General features: G+C 71.7%; 15 protein-coding genes. 12 read left to right on the top strand and 3 right to left on the bottom strand.

The genetic code is table 11. The features are described 5' to 3' along the window. Positions 1-194: 194 nt before the first annotated feature. Entirely contained in the window at positions 195-1,685 is a 1,491-nt protein-coding gene (locus LNW72_RS09170) for an RsmB/NOP family class I SAM-dependent RNA methyltransferase (RefSeq protein WP_374117191.1), read from the top strand. A 16-nt stretch (positions 1,686-1,701) separates the two neighbouring features. Here the strand turns inward: LNW72_RS09170 and LNW72_RS09165 are convergent, their stop codons facing one another. Beyond that, on the bottom strand, positions 1,702-3,846 hold the full coding sequence (locus LNW72_RS09165) for an MMPL family transporter (protein WP_250974957.1): 2,145 nt from the start codon (positions 3,844-3,846) through the stop codon (positions 1,702-1,704). A 176-nt stretch (positions 3,847-4,022) separates the two neighbouring features. Here LNW72_RS09165 and rpe point away from each other — a divergent pair, with 176 nt between their 5' ends. Next, positions 4,023-4,688 carry a ribulose-phosphate 3-epimerase gene (gene rpe / locus LNW72_RS09160; protein ID WP_250974956.1) on the top strand — a complete coding sequence of 222 codons (666 nt, stop codon included), beginning with the start codon at positions 4,023-4,025 and terminating at the stop codon, positions 4,686-4,688. A gap of 110 nt (positions 4,689-4,798) precedes the next feature. Further along, positions 4,799-5,785 (top strand): sugar-binding domain-containing protein, encoded by a 987-nt coding sequence (locus LNW72_RS09155; protein WP_250980073.1) that lies wholly within the window; start codon positions 4,799-4,801, stop codon positions 5,783-5,785. A gap of 111 nt (positions 5,786-5,896) precedes the next feature. Here LNW72_RS09155 and LNW72_RS09150 read toward each other — a convergent pair whose 3' ends face one another. After that, positions 5,897-7,021, bottom strand: coding sequence for a glycosyl hydrolase family 18 protein (locus LNW72_RS09150; protein WP_250974955.1), 1,125 nt, complete (start codon positions 7,019-7,021; stop codon positions 5,897-5,899). Between the two features lie 188 nt (positions 7,022-7,209). On the opposite strand from LNW72_RS09150, the gene LNW72_RS09145 reads away from it, so the two are divergent. The 9 genes from LNW72_RS09145 to LNW72_RS09105 all read left to right on the top strand — a co-directional run bounded on the left by LNW72_RS09145 (position 7,210) and on the right by LNW72_RS09105 (position 16,038). Next, positions 7,210-7,968 carry a GntR family transcriptional regulator gene (locus tag LNW72_RS09145; RefSeq protein ID WP_250974954.1) on the top strand — a complete coding sequence of 253 codons (759 nt, stop codon included), beginning with the start codon at positions 7,210-7,212 and terminating at the stop codon, positions 7,966-7,968. A 50-nt stretch (positions 7,969-8,018) separates the two neighbouring features. Continuing rightward, positions 8,019-8,510 carry a ribonuclease domain-containing protein gene (locus LNW72_RS09140; RefSeq protein WP_250974953.1) on the top strand — a complete coding sequence of 164 codons (492 nt, stop codon included), beginning with the start codon at positions 8,019-8,021 and terminating at the stop codon, positions 8,508-8,510. Beyond that, positions 8,507-8,821 carry a barstar family protein gene (locus tag LNW72_RS09135; RefSeq protein WP_250974952.1) on the top strand — a complete coding sequence of 105 codons (315 nt, stop codon included), beginning with the start codon at positions 8,507-8,509 and terminating at the stop codon, positions 8,819-8,821. The genes LNW72_RS09140 and LNW72_RS09135 overlap by 4 nt, the downstream gene beginning before the upstream one ends. 154 nt (positions 8,822-8,975) lie before the next feature. Further along, the gene (locus LNW72_RS09130; RefSeq protein WP_250974951.1) at positions 8,976-10,415 is read left to right on the top strand and encodes a GuaB1 family IMP dehydrogenase-related protein; all 1,440 of its coding nucleotides are present in this window, start codon (positions 8,976-8,978) and stop codon (positions 10,413-10,415) included. Positions 10,416-10,754: 339 nt separating this feature from the next. Then, positions 10,755-12,245, top strand: coding sequence for an amino acid permease (locus tag LNW72_RS09125; RefSeq protein WP_250974950.1), 1,491 nt, complete (start codon positions 10,755-10,757; stop codon positions 12,243-12,245). Positions 12,246-12,255: 10 nt separating this feature from the next. Continuing rightward, positions 12,256-12,711, top strand: a complete 456-nt coding sequence (locus LNW72_RS09120) for an Lrp/AsnC family transcriptional regulator (protein WP_250974949.1) — start codon at positions 12,256-12,258, stop codon at positions 12,709-12,711. 171 nt (positions 12,712-12,882) lie between these two features. Then, entirely contained in the window at positions 12,883-13,683 is an 801-nt protein-coding gene (locus LNW72_RS09115; RefSeq protein WP_250974948.1) for a carbon-nitrogen hydrolase family protein, read from the top strand. A gap of 40 nt (positions 13,684-13,723) precedes the next feature. Next, on the top strand, positions 13,724-15,427 hold the full coding sequence (locus LNW72_RS09110) for an NAD(P)/FAD-dependent oxidoreductase (protein ID WP_250974947.1): 1,704 nt from the start codon (positions 13,724-13,726) through the stop codon (positions 15,425-15,427). Positions 15,428-15,579: 152 nt separating this feature from the next. Further along, positions 15,580-16,038, top strand: a complete 459-nt coding sequence (locus tag LNW72_RS09105) for a phospholipase (RefSeq protein WP_138353013.1) — start codon at positions 15,580-15,582, stop codon at positions 16,036-16,038. 25 nt (positions 16,039-16,063) lie between these two features. Here LNW72_RS09105 and LNW72_RS09100 read toward each other — a convergent pair whose 3' ends face one another. Continuing rightward, a complete protein-coding gene (locus tag LNW72_RS09100) occupies positions 16,064-16,756 on the bottom strand; it encodes a DUF5995 family protein (RefSeq protein ID WP_250974946.1) in 693 nt (230 codons plus the stop codon). Positions 16,757-16,826: the final 70 nt, after the last annotated feature.

The raw sequence follows: 16,826 nt of genomic DNA, 5'->3' as shown, positions 1-16,826 counted from the left end.
CGACGAGGAGCGGACGTCCCGACGAGGAGCGCCGTCCCGCCGGACGGCGGCGTCCCGAGGGCGGCCCCGATCGCCCGGGTGGGCGGTCGCCGGGCCGGCGGCCGTACGCTTTGTTCACGCCCTGTTTGCGGGAGGGGGCATCCCGCCGCCCGGGCGCAGCAGTTTTTTCCGACCGAGTCCGGAGCACATTGATCGTGAACGACCAGCCGCGCAGCCGACCGCAGGGCACCTCGCAGGGGAAGTCCCAGGGCAAGCCGAAGGGCAAGCCCTACCGCAGGCCCCAGCGGGATCCGGTCCGGATCCTCGCCTTCGAGGCGCTGCGGGCGGTCGACGAGCGCGACGCGTACGCCAACCTCGTGCTGCCCTCGCTGCTGCGCAACGCCGAGGCGGAAGCGGTCAAGAAGGGCGGCGAGTTCGACCGCCGGGACGCCGCCCTCGCCACCGAGCTGGTCTACGGCACGCTGCGCCGCCAGGGCACCTACGACGCCGTGATCGCCGCCTGTGTTGACCGGCCGCTGCGCGAGGTCGACCCGCCGGTGCTGGACGTGCTCGCGCTCGGCGCGCACCAGCTGCTCGGTACCCGCATCCCGCCGCACGCCGCCGTCTCGGCCACCGTCGAGCTGGCCCGCTGCGTGCTCGGCGACGGCCGGGCCCGGTTCGTCAACGCGGTGCTCCGCAAGATCGCCGCGCAGGACATCGACGCCTGGGTCGCCCAGGTCGCCCCGCCGTACGACGACGACCCCGAGGCGCACCTCGCCGTGGTCCACTCGCATCCGCGCTGGATCGTCTCCGCGCTGTGGGACGCGCTCGGCGGCGGCCGGGCCGGTATCGAGGATCTGCTGGAGGCCGACAACGAGCGGCCCGAGGTGACGCTGGTGGCCCGCCCCGGCCGTTCCACGGCCGAGGAGGTGGCCGCCTCGCTCCCGGAAGAGGTGACCGAGCCCGGCCGCTGGTCCCCGTACGCGGTCCGGCTCGCCGAGGGCGGCGACCCGGGCGCCGTGGACGCCGTCCGTGAGGGCCGGGCCGGGGTGCAGGACGAGGGCAGCCAGCTGGTCGCCGCCGCGGTGGCGGCGGCCCCGCTGGACGGCCGGGACGAGCGCTGGCTGGACGGCTGCGCCGGCCCCGGCGGCAAGGCCGCGCTGCTCGCCGCACTCGCGGCGCAGCGCGGGGCGCTGCTCGTCGCGTCCGAGAAGCAGCCGCACCGGGCCCGGCTGGTGGAGCGCACACTGGCCGGCAACCCCGGCCCGTACCAGGTGATCGTCGCCGACGGCACCCGTCCCGCATGGGCCGAGGGCTCCTTCGACCGGGTGCTCGTCGACGTGCCCTGCACCGGACTGGGCGCGCTCCGCCGCCGCCCGGAGGCGCGCTGGCGCCGCAAGGCCGAGGACGTCGCGGGCTTCGCGACGCTCCAGCGCGGACTGCTCACCGAGGCGCTGCGCGCCGTCCGGGTCGGCGGCGTCGTCGGCTACGCCACCTGCTCGCCGCACCCGGCGGAGACCCGCGCCGTCGTCGACGACGTGCTGCGCGGTCGCGGGGCGGACGAGCCGCTGACCGCCGAGTGGATCGACGCCCGCCCGCTGATGCCCGGTGTCCCCGCCATCGGCGACGGCCCGGACGTCCAGCTCTGGCCGCATCTGCACGGCACCGACGCCATGTACCTGGCCCTGCTGCGCCGCACCTCCTGAACCCGCGGGACAGGCGTCAGGAGCGCTGCGCCAGGTCGTCCCGCTGCTGGGCGGCGGCCTGCGGCGGGGCTCCGGGGGAGTCCAGCCTGCTGGGCCACCAGACGTGGTGGCCCAGGTCGAGGGTGATCGCGGAGACCAGGATCGACCGGACGACGAACGTGTCGAGCAGGACGCCGAAGGCGACCGCGAACCCGATCTCGGCGAAGCCGACGAGCGGCAGGGTGCCCAGGGCGGCGAACGTACCGGCCAGCACCAGGCCCGCGGAAGTGATCACGCCGCCGGTCGCGGCGAGGCCGGTGAGCGTTCCGGTACGGGTGCCGGAGTGGGCCGTCTCCTCGCGGATCCTGGTCATCAGGAAGATGTTGTAGTCGATGCCCAGCGCCACCAGGAACACGAAGACGAACAGCGGGAACGAGGTGTCCTCGCCCTCGAACCCGAACAGGTGGTGGAAGGCGAACGTGCTCACCCCGAGCGCCGCCGCGAAGGACAGCACCACGGTCGCGATGAGGATCAGCGGGGCGACCAGCGCCCGCAGCAGCAGCCCGAGGATCAGCAGCACGACGGCGAGGATCATCGGGATCAGGAGCAGGTTGTCGTGCGAGGTCGCACGGTTGGCGTCCTGGATCACCGCCGTGCCGCCGCCGACCTCGGCGTCCGCGCCCGGCACCGCGTGCAGCGTGTCACGGGCCCGGTCGACGGTCTGTTTGGCCTGCGTACTGTCGGCCGCCGACGCCAGCGTGGCCTCCAGATAGACCCGGCCGTTCTTCTCCGCGGGGACGCCCGGTGGAGTGATGACGGAGCCGGGCGCGACGCCCTGGACCGAGCCGAGGGCGGTCCGCACCTGGTCAGCGGCCCCGGCGTTCGCGATGACGACGAGCGGCTGTCCGGCGCCGGCCGGGAAGTAGCGGCCCGCGACCTGCTGGCCCACCACGGAGTCGGGGGTTCCGGTGAAGCCCTGGGCGGTCGTCAGGCCGTCCGCCTTCAGCCCGATCAGTCCGAGCGAGAGCACGCCGAGAACCACCGCAGTGGTCACCCAGACCGTCCGCGGCCCCTTGGCGATCCGCCCGCCCACCCGCGCCCACAGCCCGCTGCGGGTCGGCTCCTCGGAGCCCCTGTGCGGCACGGCGGGCCAGAACACCCAGCGGCCGACGATGACGAGCAGCGCGGGGAAGAGGGTGGTCATCGCGAGCAGGGCGATGGCGACACCGATGGCCGCGACCGGTCCGAGACCCGAGGTCGAGTTCATCTCGGCGGCCATCAGGCACAGCATGCTGACCGCGACCGTCGAGGCACTGGCCAGCACCGCGGGCCCGGCCCGGTGCAGGGCGAGGGCCATCGCCTCGTGCCGGTCCTCGTGGCGGCGCAGCTCCTCGCGGTACCGGGCGACGAGCAGCAGCGCGTAGTCCGTGCCGGCGCCGAAGACGAGGACGGTGAGGATGCCCGCGCTCTGCGCGTTGACCACCAGACCGGCGTGCTTGGCCAGCAGATAGATCACCGCCTGGGCGGTGAAGAGCGCGCCGACGACGGAGATGATCGGCAGGAAGAGCAGGCTGACGCTGCGGTAGGTGAGCAGCAGGATCACCACGACCACCGCGAGCGCGGCGAACAGCAGGGTGCCGTCGAGCCCCTTGAACGCCTCGGCGGAGTCGGAGGCGTAGCCGCCGGGGCCGGTGATGTGCACTTCAAGACCGGCGGTGTTGGCGTCGGCGGTGGTGCGGATGTCCTTCACCGCGTCGGCCAGACCGTTCCAGCCGCCCGCGTCCACGCTGACCGGGACGATGATCTGGGCCGCGCGCGGATCGCCGGTCTTCTCCAGCACCGGTCCCACGGCGCGGGCGCCGAGGATGCCGTGCCGCGTCATGGCCTTGATGGACGCCGCGTCCTGGGTGATCTTGGCGCGGTCGGTCTCGGTGAGGCCGCCCGGCCGGGCGTAGACGACGACGGCGGGAGCGGTGTCGGGGAGGAAGTCCTTCTGGAGATTGAGGACTTGGGTGGACTCGGCGCTGCCGGGAAGCCAGGTCGAGGAGTCGTTCTTCTGCTCGTCCGTCAGCTTCTGCGCCAGCGGCGAGACCACCACCAGCAGCACCAGCCACAGAACGAGCACGACCCACTTGCTGCGCCGGCCGCACACCAGGTGCGCCCACCGTCCGGTTCCGCCCACGACGAGTCTCCCCGCTTTGCGTACGCTCCGTCGGCCCTCCCGAAATCCTGGGGGGAGAGCGGTTCGTGATCCAGCATGGCACCGGTGTTCGAGATCGTTCCGGCATTTTACGGAACGGGCGCGTTCCTTGCACGGGCGGTGCTCTGGGACCCTCCGGCATCTGGTTTGCTGGACATATGAGCGTGCAGATCAACCCCAGTATTCTTTCCGCCGATTTCGCCCGGCTCGCCGACGAGGCGAAGGCCGTGGAAGGCGCCGACTGGCTCCATGTCGACGTCATGGACAACCACTTCGTGCCCAACCTGACGCTCGGTGTGCCGATCGTGGAGTCGCTGAGCAGGGCGTCGGACATCCCGCTCGACTGCCATCTGATGATCCAGGACCCGGACCGCTGGGCCCCGGCCTATGTCGAGGCGGGCGCCGGTTCCGTCACCTTCCACGTCGAGGCGGCGGCCGCGCCGGTGCGGCTGGCCCGGGAGATCCGGGCGAAGGGCGCGCGGGCGTCGATGGCACTCAAGCCCGCCACCCCGATCGAGCCGTACGAGGACCTGCTGCCCGAGCTCGACATGCTGCTGATCATGACGGTGGAGCCCGGCTTCGGCGGTCAGGCGTTCCTCGACATCATGCTGCCCAAGATCCGCCGGACCCGCGCCCTCATCGACAAGCACGGCCTGGAGCTGTGGCTGCAGATCGACGGCGGGGTGTCGGAGCGGACCATCGAACGGTGTGCCGAGGCGGGCGCTGACGTCTTCGTCGCGGGTTCGGCGGTCTACGGTGCGGACGACCCGGCGGCGGCGGTGCGGGGGCTGCGTGAGCTGGCCTCGGCGGCCTGTACCCACTGACGGTCCGGCTACGCGTCCGTAACACCGCGCCATCTGCGAGGATGAGCGCGGAGCCGATCAGATGGGCAACTGGGGAGAGCAACGTGACCACAGGCCGCACACAGGTGCGCATGGGCCCCGGCGAGATGGTCCAGGCCGCAGCGATGGCGCGCCGTTTCTACCTCGAGGGCAAGTCCAAGATCCAGATCGCCGAGGAGTTCGGCGTGAGCCGCTTCAAGGTGGCCCGGGTGCTGGAGACCGCCCTCGAACGTGACCTGGTACGGATCGAGATCCGGGTCCCGGCCGAGCTGGACGCCGAGCGCTCCGACGCGCTGCGCGCCCGCTACGGCCTGCGGCACGCGGTCGTCGTCGAGACACCGCCGGAGCAGTCGGACGCGCCCGACCCGGAGAACCTGGGCAAGGTCGCCGCCGACCTGCTGGGCGAACTGGTCACCGAGGGCGATGTGCTCGGCCTGGCCTGGGGCCGCTCCATCATCACGATGGCCAACGCCCTGGACCGGCTGCCGCCGTGCACCGTCGTCCAGCTCACCGGTGTGTACGACGTGGGCACCGCCGAGCGCGGCTCCGTCGAGGCGGTGCGGACCGCCGCCGCGGTCTCCGGCGGCGAGGCGCACCCGCTGTACGCGCCGATGGTGCTGCCGGACCCGGCGACGGCCGCCACGCTGCGCGCGCAGAGCGGAATCGCCGCCGCGATGGGGTACTTCGACAAGGTCACGGTCGCGGTGGTCTCGATCGGCTCCTGGGCGGCCGGCATCTCCACCGTCCATGACGCGCTGACCGACGCCGAGCGCGCGCACTACGCGGGGCTCGGCGTCGCCGCCGAGATGTCCTCGCACCTGTTCGACGCCGCGGGGCGCCGGGTCGGCCGGGACCTGGGCGAACGCTGCATCACCATCGAGGCGGACCGGCTCCGCCGGATCCCCGAGGTGCTGGCCATCGCGGGCGGGCTGCGCAAGGCCGCCGCGATCGACGCGGTGCTGCGCTCCGGGCTGGTCACCAGCCTGGTGACGGACACCGCCGCCGCCGACCACCTGCTGTACTCGACCGGCGCCGCCCCGCGCCCCGCCCTGGACCGCGCGGACCCCGACGGACCGTAGTCCGCCGGGGTCGCACGTGCCCGTGTCCGGCTGGGGGTAACTCCCAGCGGTAACTGTGCGGCACCTCCCAGCGGTAGCTGTGGGGGCACCTCCCAGTGGTAGCTGGGGGACTCAGCGGGTGAACCAGGGGTTCCCGCCGAGCGACCACACCGAGACCTTGGTGACGCCGAGGCCGGTGAGGACCTGCAGCTTGCGGTCCATCGACGTCTGGTCGACGTAGTCGTAGAGCTTCCCGCCCGAGGTCCAGCGGATCTCGCCGGACCCGCTGTCCCGGCGCTGCTCGATGGTGGACGCGTTGCCCGACCAGCCGGGCTTGCCGCGCATCACGCTGAACGGGATGTTGCCCTCGATGGCCGAGGTGTCGCAGGACGCGGGGGCGCTGTAGCCGTACGAGGGCAGCCCGATGACCAGCTTGTCGTGGTCGGGCACCTTGCTCCGCGCGTACTGGACGACCTGCTTCAGCCAGGCGTACGGGGTGATGGGCTTGCACTTTCCGCCGGCGGCGGAGTCGTACTCGTCGTCGTACGCCATGATCGCGAGCTCGTCGACGCCCGTCGCGACCACCGCCGCGTAGTCGTAGTAGGGCGCGTCCTCGGTCATCGCCGGGGCATCCACCTGCAGACGCTTGCCGGAGGCGTGCAGCGATGTGGCGAGCTGGGTGAGGAAGGTGCGGTAGTCGGCGAAGTCGCCGGTGGACCAGGACCAGTAGTCCTCCATGTCGACGTCGATGCCGGTCAGCCCGGCGTTGACGGTCATCGCCGTGAGCTGCTGGACGGCCTGGCCGCGCCGGGCCGAACTGCCCACCAGGGCGCGGACGGTGGGGGTGTCCATGCCCGAGACGGTCGGGTACTGGTACGTCGAATGCGCTTTGAGGTCGGCGACGTCGGCCGCGCTGTAGGCGTTGCACAGGCCCTGGGCCGCGGTCTCCAGGAGCAGGGTGCCGTTGGGCTGGACCGCCCAGTACTCGGGCTTGAGCGCGCCGCTCCTGAGCCGGTTGTCGGCGTACTCCGCCTGGCCGGCGCACTGCGGCTCACCGGCGGAGCCGGGGTAGAGCCAGCCCTGCAGCTGCACACCGGACGGCACGGCGGGGACGGCGGCGGGGGCGGCGGCGGGGGCGGCGTGGACCGGGGCGGGTGTGCGGCCCGCGGGAGAACCCAAGGCCGATCCCGCGGTGAAGGCCGCGACCGTACAGGCGGCGGCCGCGGCGGCGGCGGTGAGAAGTCGGCGATTGCGCATGGTGCTGGCCTCCGGTGACGGTGGTCGGAATCCTGACCAGTGGGGGGATGGCGCTGGGGTGATGGTGGACCAGGAACCGTCAATTGGTCAATAAGTGGTCAGTTTATTTACGCCAACCTGTCTGCTGACCTAAGCTGACGGCACAAGATTGGCCACTGTGTGCTCACTGCGCGGGAGCGGCGTACCCGATGACTGCCGGACTGAGAAAACGCGATCTGATCCGCGAGCACCTGATCTCGCTGATCGAGGCCCGCGCGGTGGGGCAGGCCATCCCGGCCGAACGGCAGCTGTGCGTCGAACTCGAGACCTCCCGGCCGACGTTGCGCGCCGTGGTGGACGAACTGGTCAAGGACGGCTGGCTGGTGCGCGAGCACGGGCGCGGGGTGTTCGTCGGCACGCCGAAGATCTCCCAGCGGATCGTGACCGCGCCGGCCGCCGATCAGTCCGGCTACCCGGCGGCCCCGGGGACGTGGACCAGCCGCGTCCTCGACCACTCGGTGATCCCGGCCGGCATGAGCATCGGGAGCCGGCTGCGCGTCGAGGCCGGCACCCCCGTGCTGCGGGTGGCCCGGCAGCGGCTGGTCGACGACGAGCCGATGGCGCTGGAGACCATCCACGTCCTCAGCGAACTGGTGCCCGGCGCCACCGCGGACGACGTCGAGAGCGGCTCCTTCTACTCCCTGCTGCGCGACCGCTACGGCATCGAGCCCTCCGCGGCCGAGCAGATCCACGAGGCGCTGTCCGCCGACACCGTGCAGGCGTCGCTGCTCGGCATCAGCGCCGGAGCGGCGGTGCTGTCCTCGGAGCGCGTCACCCGCGACCAGCACGGCCGGCTCTTCGAGTACACGCACGCCATCTACCGCGGCGACCGCTACCGGCTGGTCTCCCAGCTGGCCCTCGGCGGTCCGCCGGACGCCGCGAGTCCCCAGGTCACGCCCACGGTCTGACCGCGCGCGCCACCGTGCTCCGGCCGGGGCCGTGTGGCAGCATCGGCCGCATGCTGCTGCGGTCCGCCACGCGCGCGGCCGCCGCCGCGCTCCTGATGTGCCTCGTCGTGCTCCTCACCGGCTGTTCCCCGCCCACCGGGAGCCACACCGGGGCGGGCACCGGGACGCCCACCGGGACGACGGGTACGGGGACCGCGACGCGCTCCCCGGCGTCCCCCGGCAGTGGCTACGGACCCACCGCCACCGTTCCCGGCTGGGCCGCCGGCCGCGCGACGGTCGCCGCCGGCCGGCTGCCCGCCGAGGCGCGGAACACCCTGGCGCTGATCGACCGGGGCGGCCCGTACCCGTACCCGAAGGACGGGGCCGTGTTCAGCAACTTCGAGAAGGAGCTGCCCCGCGAGAAGGCCGGCTACTACCACGAGTACACCGTCACGACCCCGGGCTCACGCGACCGCGGCGCCCGCCGGATCATCACCGGCGAGGGCGGCGAGTTCTACTACACCGACGACCACTACCAGACCTTCAAGGCGGTGCTGCGGTGACGGCCACCGTGCTCGACCTCGCCGGTGTCACCACCCGGCACGAGTTCATGGACCGCTGCGTCCGGTCGCTGTCCCTGCCGGAGTACTTCGGCCGCAACTGGGACGCCCTGGCGGACTGCCTGACCGACCTGTCCTGGTGCCCGGCCGCCACCCGGCGCCGGCTGCGGGTCACGGGCTGGCAGGAGTATGCCGCCGCCTCGCCCCGCGAATGGCGCATCGTCACCCAGATCCTCCGGGACGCCTCCGACTTCTGGCAGCACACCGACACCCCCCTCCACGTGATCGTGGAGGAAGCCACAAACGAGGCCTGAGCCCCCTGGCGGAAGGCACAGAACGGGGGGCGCCGGTTCGCCAGAACTTGGTCGCATCGGCGATGATGGCGTAGGAGCCGCAGCCTGGACGGCGCTGGTTCGGTGCTGACTCCCCACCCGCCCCAGACGTATAACCGCAGGTGAGGCAGCCAGTATGAAATTCCTCAATGATGTGAAGCCCCCTTACGACCTGACGTACGACGATGTCTTCATGGTGCCCAGCCGCTCCGCGGTCGGGTCCCGGCAGGCGGTGGACCTCGCGTCCCCCGACGGCACCGGCACCACCATCCCGCTGGTCGTCGCGAACATGACCGCCATCGCGGGCCGCCGGATGGCCGAGACGGTCGCCCGCCGCGGCGGTCTCGTCGTGATCCCCCAGGACATCCCGATCGATGTGGTCGCGGACGTCGTGGCGTACGTCAAGAGCTGCCACCTGGTGCTCGACACCCCGATCACGCTGGCTCCCCACCAGACCGTCGCCGACGCGCTGTCGCTGCTGCCCAAGCGGGCGCACGGCGCGGGCGTCGTCGTCGAGGACGGCCGTCCGGTCGGCGTCGTCACCGACCACGACCTCACCGGCGTGGACCGCTTCACCCAGCTGTCCGAGGTGATGACGCGCGACCTGCTGCTCGTGGACGCCGACATCGACCCGCGCGAGGCCTTCAACCGCCTCGACGCCGCCAACCGCAAGCTGGCCCCGGCCGTGGACGCGGACGGCCGGCTGGTCGGCATCCTGACCCGCAAGGCCGCGCTGCGCGCCACCCTGTACACACCCGCCACCGACGCGAACGGCAGGCTGCGCATCGCCGCCGCCGTCGGCATCAACGGCGATGTCGCGGTCAAGGCCAAGCAGCTGCTCGACGCGGGCGTCGACACGCTCGTCGTCGACACCGCGCACGGCCACCAGGAGTCGATGCTCACCGCGGTCAGGGCCGTACGCGCCCTCGACCCGCAGGTGCCGATCGTGGCGGGCAACATCGTCGCCGCCGAGGGGGTGCGCGACCTCATCGAGGCCGGCGCGGACATCATCAAGGTCGGGGTGGGCCCCGGCGCGATGTGCACCACCCGCATGATGACCGGCGTGGGCCGCCCGCAGTTCTCCGCGGTCCTGGAATGCGCCGCAGAGGCGAAGAAGTACGGCAAGCACGTCTGGGCCGACGGTGGCGTCCGGCACCCGCGCGATGTCGCCATGGCGCTGGCCGCGGGCGCGTCCAACGTGATGGTCGGCTCCTGGTTCGCCGGCACCTACGAGTCCCCGGGCGACCTCCAGCAGAGCGCCGACGGGCGGCTGTACAAGGAGAGCTTCGGCATGGCCTCGGCCCGCGCGGTGCGCAACCGCACGAGCGAGGAGTCCGCGTACGACCGGGCCCGCAAGGCGCTCTTCGAGGAGGGCATCTCCACCTCGCGGATGTTCCTCGACCCGACGCGTCCGGGCGTCGAGGACCTGATCGACTCGATCATCGCGGGGGTGCGCAGCTCGTGCACCTACGCGGGCGCGGGCTCGCTCGCCGAGTTCGAGGACAAGGCCATCGTCGGCATCCAGAGCGCCGCCGGCTACGCCGAGGGCAAGGCCCTGCACGCCAGTTGGAGCTGATGACGCAGCACGCCGAGCGCCGGACCGGCTGGGACTCCAGCCGGTCCGGCGCTCTCGCGTTCACACCCTCACAAAGCGGACAACGCAACGACCTGTCGCAGCGGGGGCAATGATTCGGCGCACTCCGGCGGTTTCGCGCAACGATCATCCGCAGATGCGCAATAGACCCGCATTACCGCCACTCGTCATACCTCGTAAGGTCATGCCCTGTACGTGGAGCGGTGGCGACCCCAAGCTCGGCGGTTCCCACCGGTAGTGCGCCGGGACGCGCACTCCCGTACGGTGCCGCCGCGACCTCGCCGCCGCCGTCCGAGCCGGCACGACCAAGGAGCCCCCGCAGTGGCACGAACTGGCGCAGCGCCGTCCACCCTCGACCGGACCGGGGCGCATCCCGCCCCCGGCGGCCCCACCCCCGGCGGCGGCTTCGGCGGCAGGCTGATGCGGCGCAAGCCCGTCGACCGGCTCGTCGCCGAGGGCGGCCACGGTGACGGCGGGGAGCTGAAGCGCTCCCTCGGCATGTGGCAGCTGACGATGATCAGCATCGGAGCGACCCTCGGCACCGGCATCTTCGTGGTGCTGGGCGAGGCCGTTCCCAAGGCCGGCCCCGCGGTCGTGATCTCCTTCGTCATCGCCGGGTTCACCGCGCTCTTCTCGGCGCTCTCCTACGCCGAACTGGCGGGCAGCATCCCGGTCTCCGGGTCCTCGTACTCCTACACCTACGCCACGATGGGCGAGTTCATCGCCTGGCTCTGCGGCTGGTGCCTGATCCTGGAGTACGGGGTGTCGGTCGCCGCGGTCGCGGTCGGCTGGGGCCAGTACCTCAACGAACTGCTGGACGGCACGATCGGCGTCACCATCCCCGACGCGCTCGCCAACCCGCCGGGCGCGGGCGGCGTCGTGAACATCCCCGCGCTGCTGGTCGTGCTGCTCTCCATGGTGTTCCTGCTGCGCGGCGCCCGGGAGAGCGCCCGCGTCAACACCGTCATGGTCGTCGTGAAGATCGCCTCGCTGGTGCTGTTCTGCGCGGTCGCCTTCACCGGCATCCGGGCCGGCAACTTCCACCCGCTGATGCCGCTGGGCATGGCGGGCGTCAGCGCCGCCGGCGCCACGCTGTTCTTCTCGTACATCGGCTTCGACGCCGCCTCCACCGCCGGCGAGGAGGCCAAGAACCCCAAGCGCGACATGCCGCGCGCGATCATCCTGTCGCTGCTCATCGTCACGGTGCTGTACTGCCTGGTGGCGCTGGTCGCCGTCGGCGCCATGCCGTGGCAGCAGTTCAGCGACGCCGACGCCGCCCTCGCGCAGATCCTCCGCCAGGTCACCGGCCAGAGCTTCTGGGCGGTGCTGCTCGCCGCGGGCGCCGTCATCGCGATCGCCAGCGTGGTGCTGACGGTGCTCTACGGACAGACCCGCATCCTGTTCTCGATGTCCCGCGACGGCCTGGTGCCCAAGATCTTCTCGAAGGTCGACCCGAAGACCGGCACCCCGCGCGCCAACACCGTGATCGTCTCGCTCTTCTGCGGCATCCTGGCGGCCCTGGTGCCGCTCGGCGAGCTCGCCAACGCCACCAGCATCGGCACGCTCTTCGCCTTCGCCCTGGTCAACGTCGCGGTGATCATTCTGCGCCGCACCCGGCCGGACCTGCCGCGCACCTTCCGCGTCGCGTTCTCCCCGGTCACCCCCGCCATCGGCTTCCTGCTCTGCCTGTGGATGATGACCAGCCTCGGCGCCCAGACCTGGAAGTGGTTCGGAATCTGGATGGCCGGCGGACTCGTGCTGTACTTCACGTACGGCATGCGCCGGTCCCAGCTCGCCCGAGAAGAAGTGTGAACCACCCGCTGTGCGCCTGAATGATCTCGACGAACGCATCGTCCATGCCCTTGCCGAGGACGCCCGCCGCTCCTACGCCGACATCGGCACCCAGGTCGGGCTCTCCGCCCCCGCCGTGAAACGCCGGGTGGACCGGCTGCTGGCCTCCGGCGCCATCACCGGCTTCACCGTACGGGTGGACCCGGCGGCGCTCGGCTGGGAGACCGAGGCGTTCGTCGAGATCTACTGCCGGCGCAACACCGGCCCCGGCGACATCCTGCGCGGTCTCGCCCGCTACTCCGAGGTCGCGACCGTCTCGACCGTCACCGGCGAGGCGGACGCCCTCGTCCAGGTCTTCGCCTCCGACGTGCGGCACTTCGAGCGGGTGCTGGAACGGATCGCCGGGGAGCCGTTCGTCGAGCGGACCAAGTCCGTCCTGGTGCTGTCGCCGCTGCTGCGCCGCTACACCTCGGGCTCGCCGACCTAGTGTCGTCCCGGGCTGTGGCCTGGAACACATGCGCAACAGATCGCCGCGGGCTGGCTCCGAGACGCAACGGATCGCTGGTAGGTGCGCAAGATTCAGATCTTGTTGCGCGGGTGGCCGGAAACGTACCGTCTAGGAGACCCCGAACAGACCATCGAGCGACGAAGAGGATCCATGCCGCCGCTGCGCATCGCGCTGTACCAGGGCCCCGGCGGCGTTCCGGATTCCACCGGCGCCGCCCTGGCCGCGCTGGACCGCGCCGCCCGGCGGGCGGCGGCCTCCGGCGCCCGGCTGCTCGCCACCTCCGAGATGTACCTGACCGGGTACGCGCTCGGTGACCGGATACCCGGGCTGGCCGAGCCCGCCGACGGTCCCGGCGCGCTGCGCGTCGCGGAGATCGCCGCCGAGCACGGCATCGCGATCGTGTACGGCTATCCCGAGCGGGCGGGCACCGCGGTCTACAACGCCGCGCAGCTCATCGGCCCGGACGGCACCGCGCTGGCGAACTACCGCAAGACCCATCTGTTCGGCGGCTTCGAGCGCGAGCACTTCACCCCCGGCGACACCGCCGTGGTCCAGGCTGACCTCGACGGCACCCGGATCGGGCTGCTGATCTGCTACGACGTCGAATTCCCGGAGAACGTCCGGGCCCATGCCCTCGCGGGCACCGACCTGCTCGTCGTCCCCACGGCGCTGATGCGCCCGTACGAGTTCGTCGCACAGACCCTCGTCCCGGCCCGCGCGTACGAAAGCCAGCTGCATCTGGCCTACGCCAACCGCTGCGGCGCCGAGGGCGAGTTCCACTTCACCGGGCTCAGCTGTCTGGCCGGGCCCGACGGCACCGTCCGCGCCCGGGCCGGCACCGGCGAGGAGCTGGTGATCGCCGACGCCGACCCGGAGCTGCTGCGGGCCGCGCGGGACGAGACCCCGTATCTGCCCGACCGGCGGCCCGAGTTGTACGGCACGCTCGTCTGACGTTCGTCTGACCCCTTTTTTCGCGAGGAGACACCCCCCGATGACGTCCGTGCCCACCGCGGTCCATGACGAGCAGCACGTCCAGGCGCAGGCCGAGCCCCCGATCACGATGTTCGGGCCGGACTTCCCCTACGCCTACGACGACTACCTGGCGAGCCCGGCCGGGCTCGGCGCCGTACCGGCGACCGAGCACGGCACCGAGGTCGCGGTCATCGGCGGCGGGCTCTCCGGCATCATCACGGCCTACGAGCTGATGAAGATGGGCCTCAAGCCCGTCGTCTACGAGGCGGACCGGATCGGCGGCCGGCTGCGCACCGTCGGCTTCGAGGGCTGCGACGCCGACCTGACCGCGGAGATGGGCGCGATGCGCTTCCCGCCGTCGTCCACCGCCTTCCAGTACTACGTGGACCTGGTGGGCCTGCAGACCCGGCCGTTCCCCAACCCGCTGTCGCCCGGCACCCCCTCCACCGTCGTCGACCTCAAGGGCGAGTCGCACTACGCCACGTCCGTCGACGACCTGCCCGAGGTCTACCACCAGGTGATGCACGCCTGGAACGCGTGCCTGGAGGACGGCGCGGACTTCTCCGCGATGCAGCGCGCCCTGCGCGAGCGCGACGTCCCCGTCATCCGCGAGATCTGGTCCGCGCTGGTCGAGAAGCTCGACAACCAGACGTTCTACGGGTTCCTCTGCGACTCCCCGGCCTTCAAGTCCTTCCGGCACCGGGAGATATTCGGCCAGGTCGGCTTCGGCACCGGCGGCTGGGACACCGACTTCCCCAACTCCATCCTGGAGATCCTGCGGGTCGTCTACACCGGCGCCGACGACGACCACCACGGCATCGTCGGCGGCAGTCAGCAGCTGCCGCTGCGGCTGTGGGACCGCGAGCCGGACAAGCTCATCCACTGGGAGCGCGGCACGTCGCTGTCGTCGCTGCACGGCGGCACACCGCGCCCGGCGGTCACCCGGCTGCACCGCACCGCGGGCAACCGGATCACGGTCACCGACGCGGCGGGCGACATCCGGACGTACCCGGCGGCGGTCTTCACCGCGCAGTCCTGGATGCTGCTGTCCAAGATCGCCTGCGATGACTCGCTCTTCCCGATCGACCACTGGACGGCGATCGAGCGCACCCACTACATGGAGTCGTCCAAGCTCTTCGTGCCGGTCGACCGGCCGTTCTGGCTGGACAAGGACGAGCAGACCGGCCGTGACGTGATGAGCATGACGCTCACCGACCGGATGACCCGCGGCACGTACCTGCTCGACGACGGCCCGGACCGGCCGGCGACCATCTGCCTGTCGTACACCTGGTGCGACGACAGCCTCAAGTGGCTCCCGCTGAGCGCCAACGAGCGCATGGAGGTCATGCTGACCTCGCTCGGTGAGATCTACCCCAAGGTCGACATCCGCTCGCACATCATCGGCAACCCGGTGACCGTGTCGTGGGAGAACGAGCCCTACTTCATGGGCGCCTTCAAGGCGAACCTGCCGGGTCACTACCGCTACCAGCGGCGGCTGTTCACCCACTTCATGCAGGACGCGCTGCCGCAGGACAAGCGCGGCATCTTCCTCGCGGGCGACGACATCTCCTGGACGGCGGGCTGGGCCGAGGGCGCGGTCCAGACGGCGCTCAACGCGGTGTGGGGCGTCATGCACCACTTCGGCGGCGGCACCGACGCGACCAACCCCGGTCCTGGCGACGTGTACGAGGACATCGCGCCGGTCTTCCTCGACGAGGACTGAGCGCCGCCGGGCACCCCGTGCGGCCAGCCGGGTTGACGTCGTAACGTGACCGGGGCTTAAGGAGACGTATAGCGGGACGCCAGCCGCTCGCGGTGCAATCCTCCGAGTAAGCGGCCCGCCCCACGCGGGCCGCCGGATCCCGGAGGTAGCGCATGAGCCGTCGCCTGCCCGTAGTCCTGGCCCTTCCGGCCGCCGCCCTGATCGCCGTCGCCGGCGCCGCAGTTCCGGCGTCCGCGGCACCCGCCGACAAACCCCAGGTCCTGTCCAGCTGGACCCAGACCAGCGCCTCCAGTTACAACGCCTTCATCTCGGCACGCAACAACCAGGGTGCCTGGTCCGCCTACGGCTTCGACTGGTCCACGGACTACTGCTCGTCGTCGCCCGACAACCCGCTGGGCTTCCCGTTCAACCTGGGGTGCGCCCACCACGACTTCGGCTACCGCAACTACAAGGCGGCCGGACAGTTCAGCGCCAACAAGCCCCGGCTGGACAGCATGCTGTACGAGGACCTCAAGCGGGTCTGCGGTTCGCACGGCTACAACGTCGTGACGAAGGCCGCCTGCAACAGCCTCGCCTGGACGTACTACCAGGCCGTCAAGCAGTTCGGCTGACCCCCGGTCCCGCCCCGGTCCCGGGTCACCGGCCGGCCAGCGGAGTGAGCAGGAACCGGCCGACGAGCCCCACGCCCGCGTCGAGCCGGTCCACGCACTCCCGGTACATCTCACCGGTGTGCCGCAAGGACCAGAGCAGGCGGGACGCGGCCCAGGCCGCGTCCCGCGCCCGTTCCAGGCTCCAGGAGCCGACCAGATGGGTCAGCGGGTCGGCGACGTCCAGCAGGTCGGGCCCCGGCATGAGGTCCTCGCGGACCCGCTCCTCGATGGCCACCAGCACATCGCCGATCCGCTCGAAGTCCCGTTCCATCGCGAGGGGTTCACGGTCCAGGGCCCGGCAGGTGTCGACCAGCGCGAGCGCCAGGTCATGGCCGATGTGCGCGTTGATCCCGGCGAGTGCGAACTGCAGCGGCCGCACCCCGCGGTGCCCGCGCAGCTGCAGCAGCGGACGCCAGCAGGCGGGGGCCCGGCGCCGGGAGGACACCGCGCCGACCGCCGCCAGATAGCGGCCGGCGAAGCGGACGTCCAACTCGGCGGCGGCGTGCGGGTCGTCGAAGACCCCCGCGGACATCAGCCGCCGCATCTCCTCGGTGACGGAGAGATAGACCCGGTTGAACACCGCGACGCCGTCGTGCGGCGGGAGCGCGGCATCCAGCGCGCGCATCCGCGCCACCACTTCGTCCACGTCACCGGGGACCGTCCGCCGCACCGTCGTCATGTGCCCAGCGTCCCAGCCGGCGGGCACCGGGCACGGCCGCGCGCCGGTGCGTCCCTGAAACGGGTGATGC

Source organism: Streptomyces sp. RKAG293 (assembly GCF_023701745.1).
GTDB lineage: Bacteria > Actinomycetota > Actinomycetes > Streptomycetales > Streptomycetaceae > Actinacidiphila.
Note: the sequence above shows the minus strand (reverse complement) of the source record. Positions and strands in the feature narration are given on the sequence as shown.

What these genes read in the sequence shown, in the direction of transcription:
- rpe (WP_250974956.1), top strand. Translation starts at nt 4,023, where the DNA reads ATGAGCGTGCAGATCAACCCCAGTATTCTTTCCGCCGATTTCGCCCGG.
- LNW72_RS09155 (WP_250980073.1), top strand. Translation starts at nt 4,799, where the DNA reads ATGGGCCCCGGCGAGATGGTCCAGGCCGCAGCGATGGCGCGCCGTTTC.
- LNW72_RS09150 (WP_250974955.1), bottom strand. Translation starts at nt 7,021, where the DNA reads ATGCGCAATCGCCGACTTCTCACCGCCGCCGCCGCGGCCGCCGCCTGT.
- LNW72_RS09145 (WP_250974954.1), top strand. Translation starts at nt 7,210, where the DNA reads ATGACTGCCGGACTGAGAAAACGCGATCTGATCCGCGAGCACCTGATC.
- LNW72_RS09140 (WP_250974953.1), top strand. Translation starts at nt 8,019, where the DNA reads ATGCTGCTGCGGTCCGCCACGCGCGCGGCCGCCGCCGCGCTCCTGATG.
- LNW72_RS09130 (WP_250974951.1), top strand. Translation starts at nt 8,976, where the DNA reads ATGAAATTCCTCAATGATGTGAAGCCCCCTTACGACCTGACGTACGAC.
- LNW72_RS09115 (WP_250974948.1), top strand. Translation starts at nt 12,883, where the DNA reads ATGCCGCCGCTGCGCATCGCGCTGTACCAGGGCCCCGGCGGCGTTCCG.
- LNW72_RS09110 (WP_250974947.1), top strand. Translation starts at nt 13,724, where the DNA reads ATGACGTCCGTGCCCACCGCGGTCCATGACGAGCAGCACGTCCAGGCG.
- LNW72_RS09105 (WP_138353013.1), top strand. Translation starts at nt 15,580, where the DNA reads ATGAGCCGTCGCCTGCCCGTAGTCCTGGCCCTTCCGGCCGCCGCCCTG.
- LNW72_RS09100 (WP_250974946.1), bottom strand. Translation starts at nt 16,756, where the DNA reads ATGACGACGGTGCGGCGGACGGTCCCCGGTGACGTGGACGAAGTGGTG.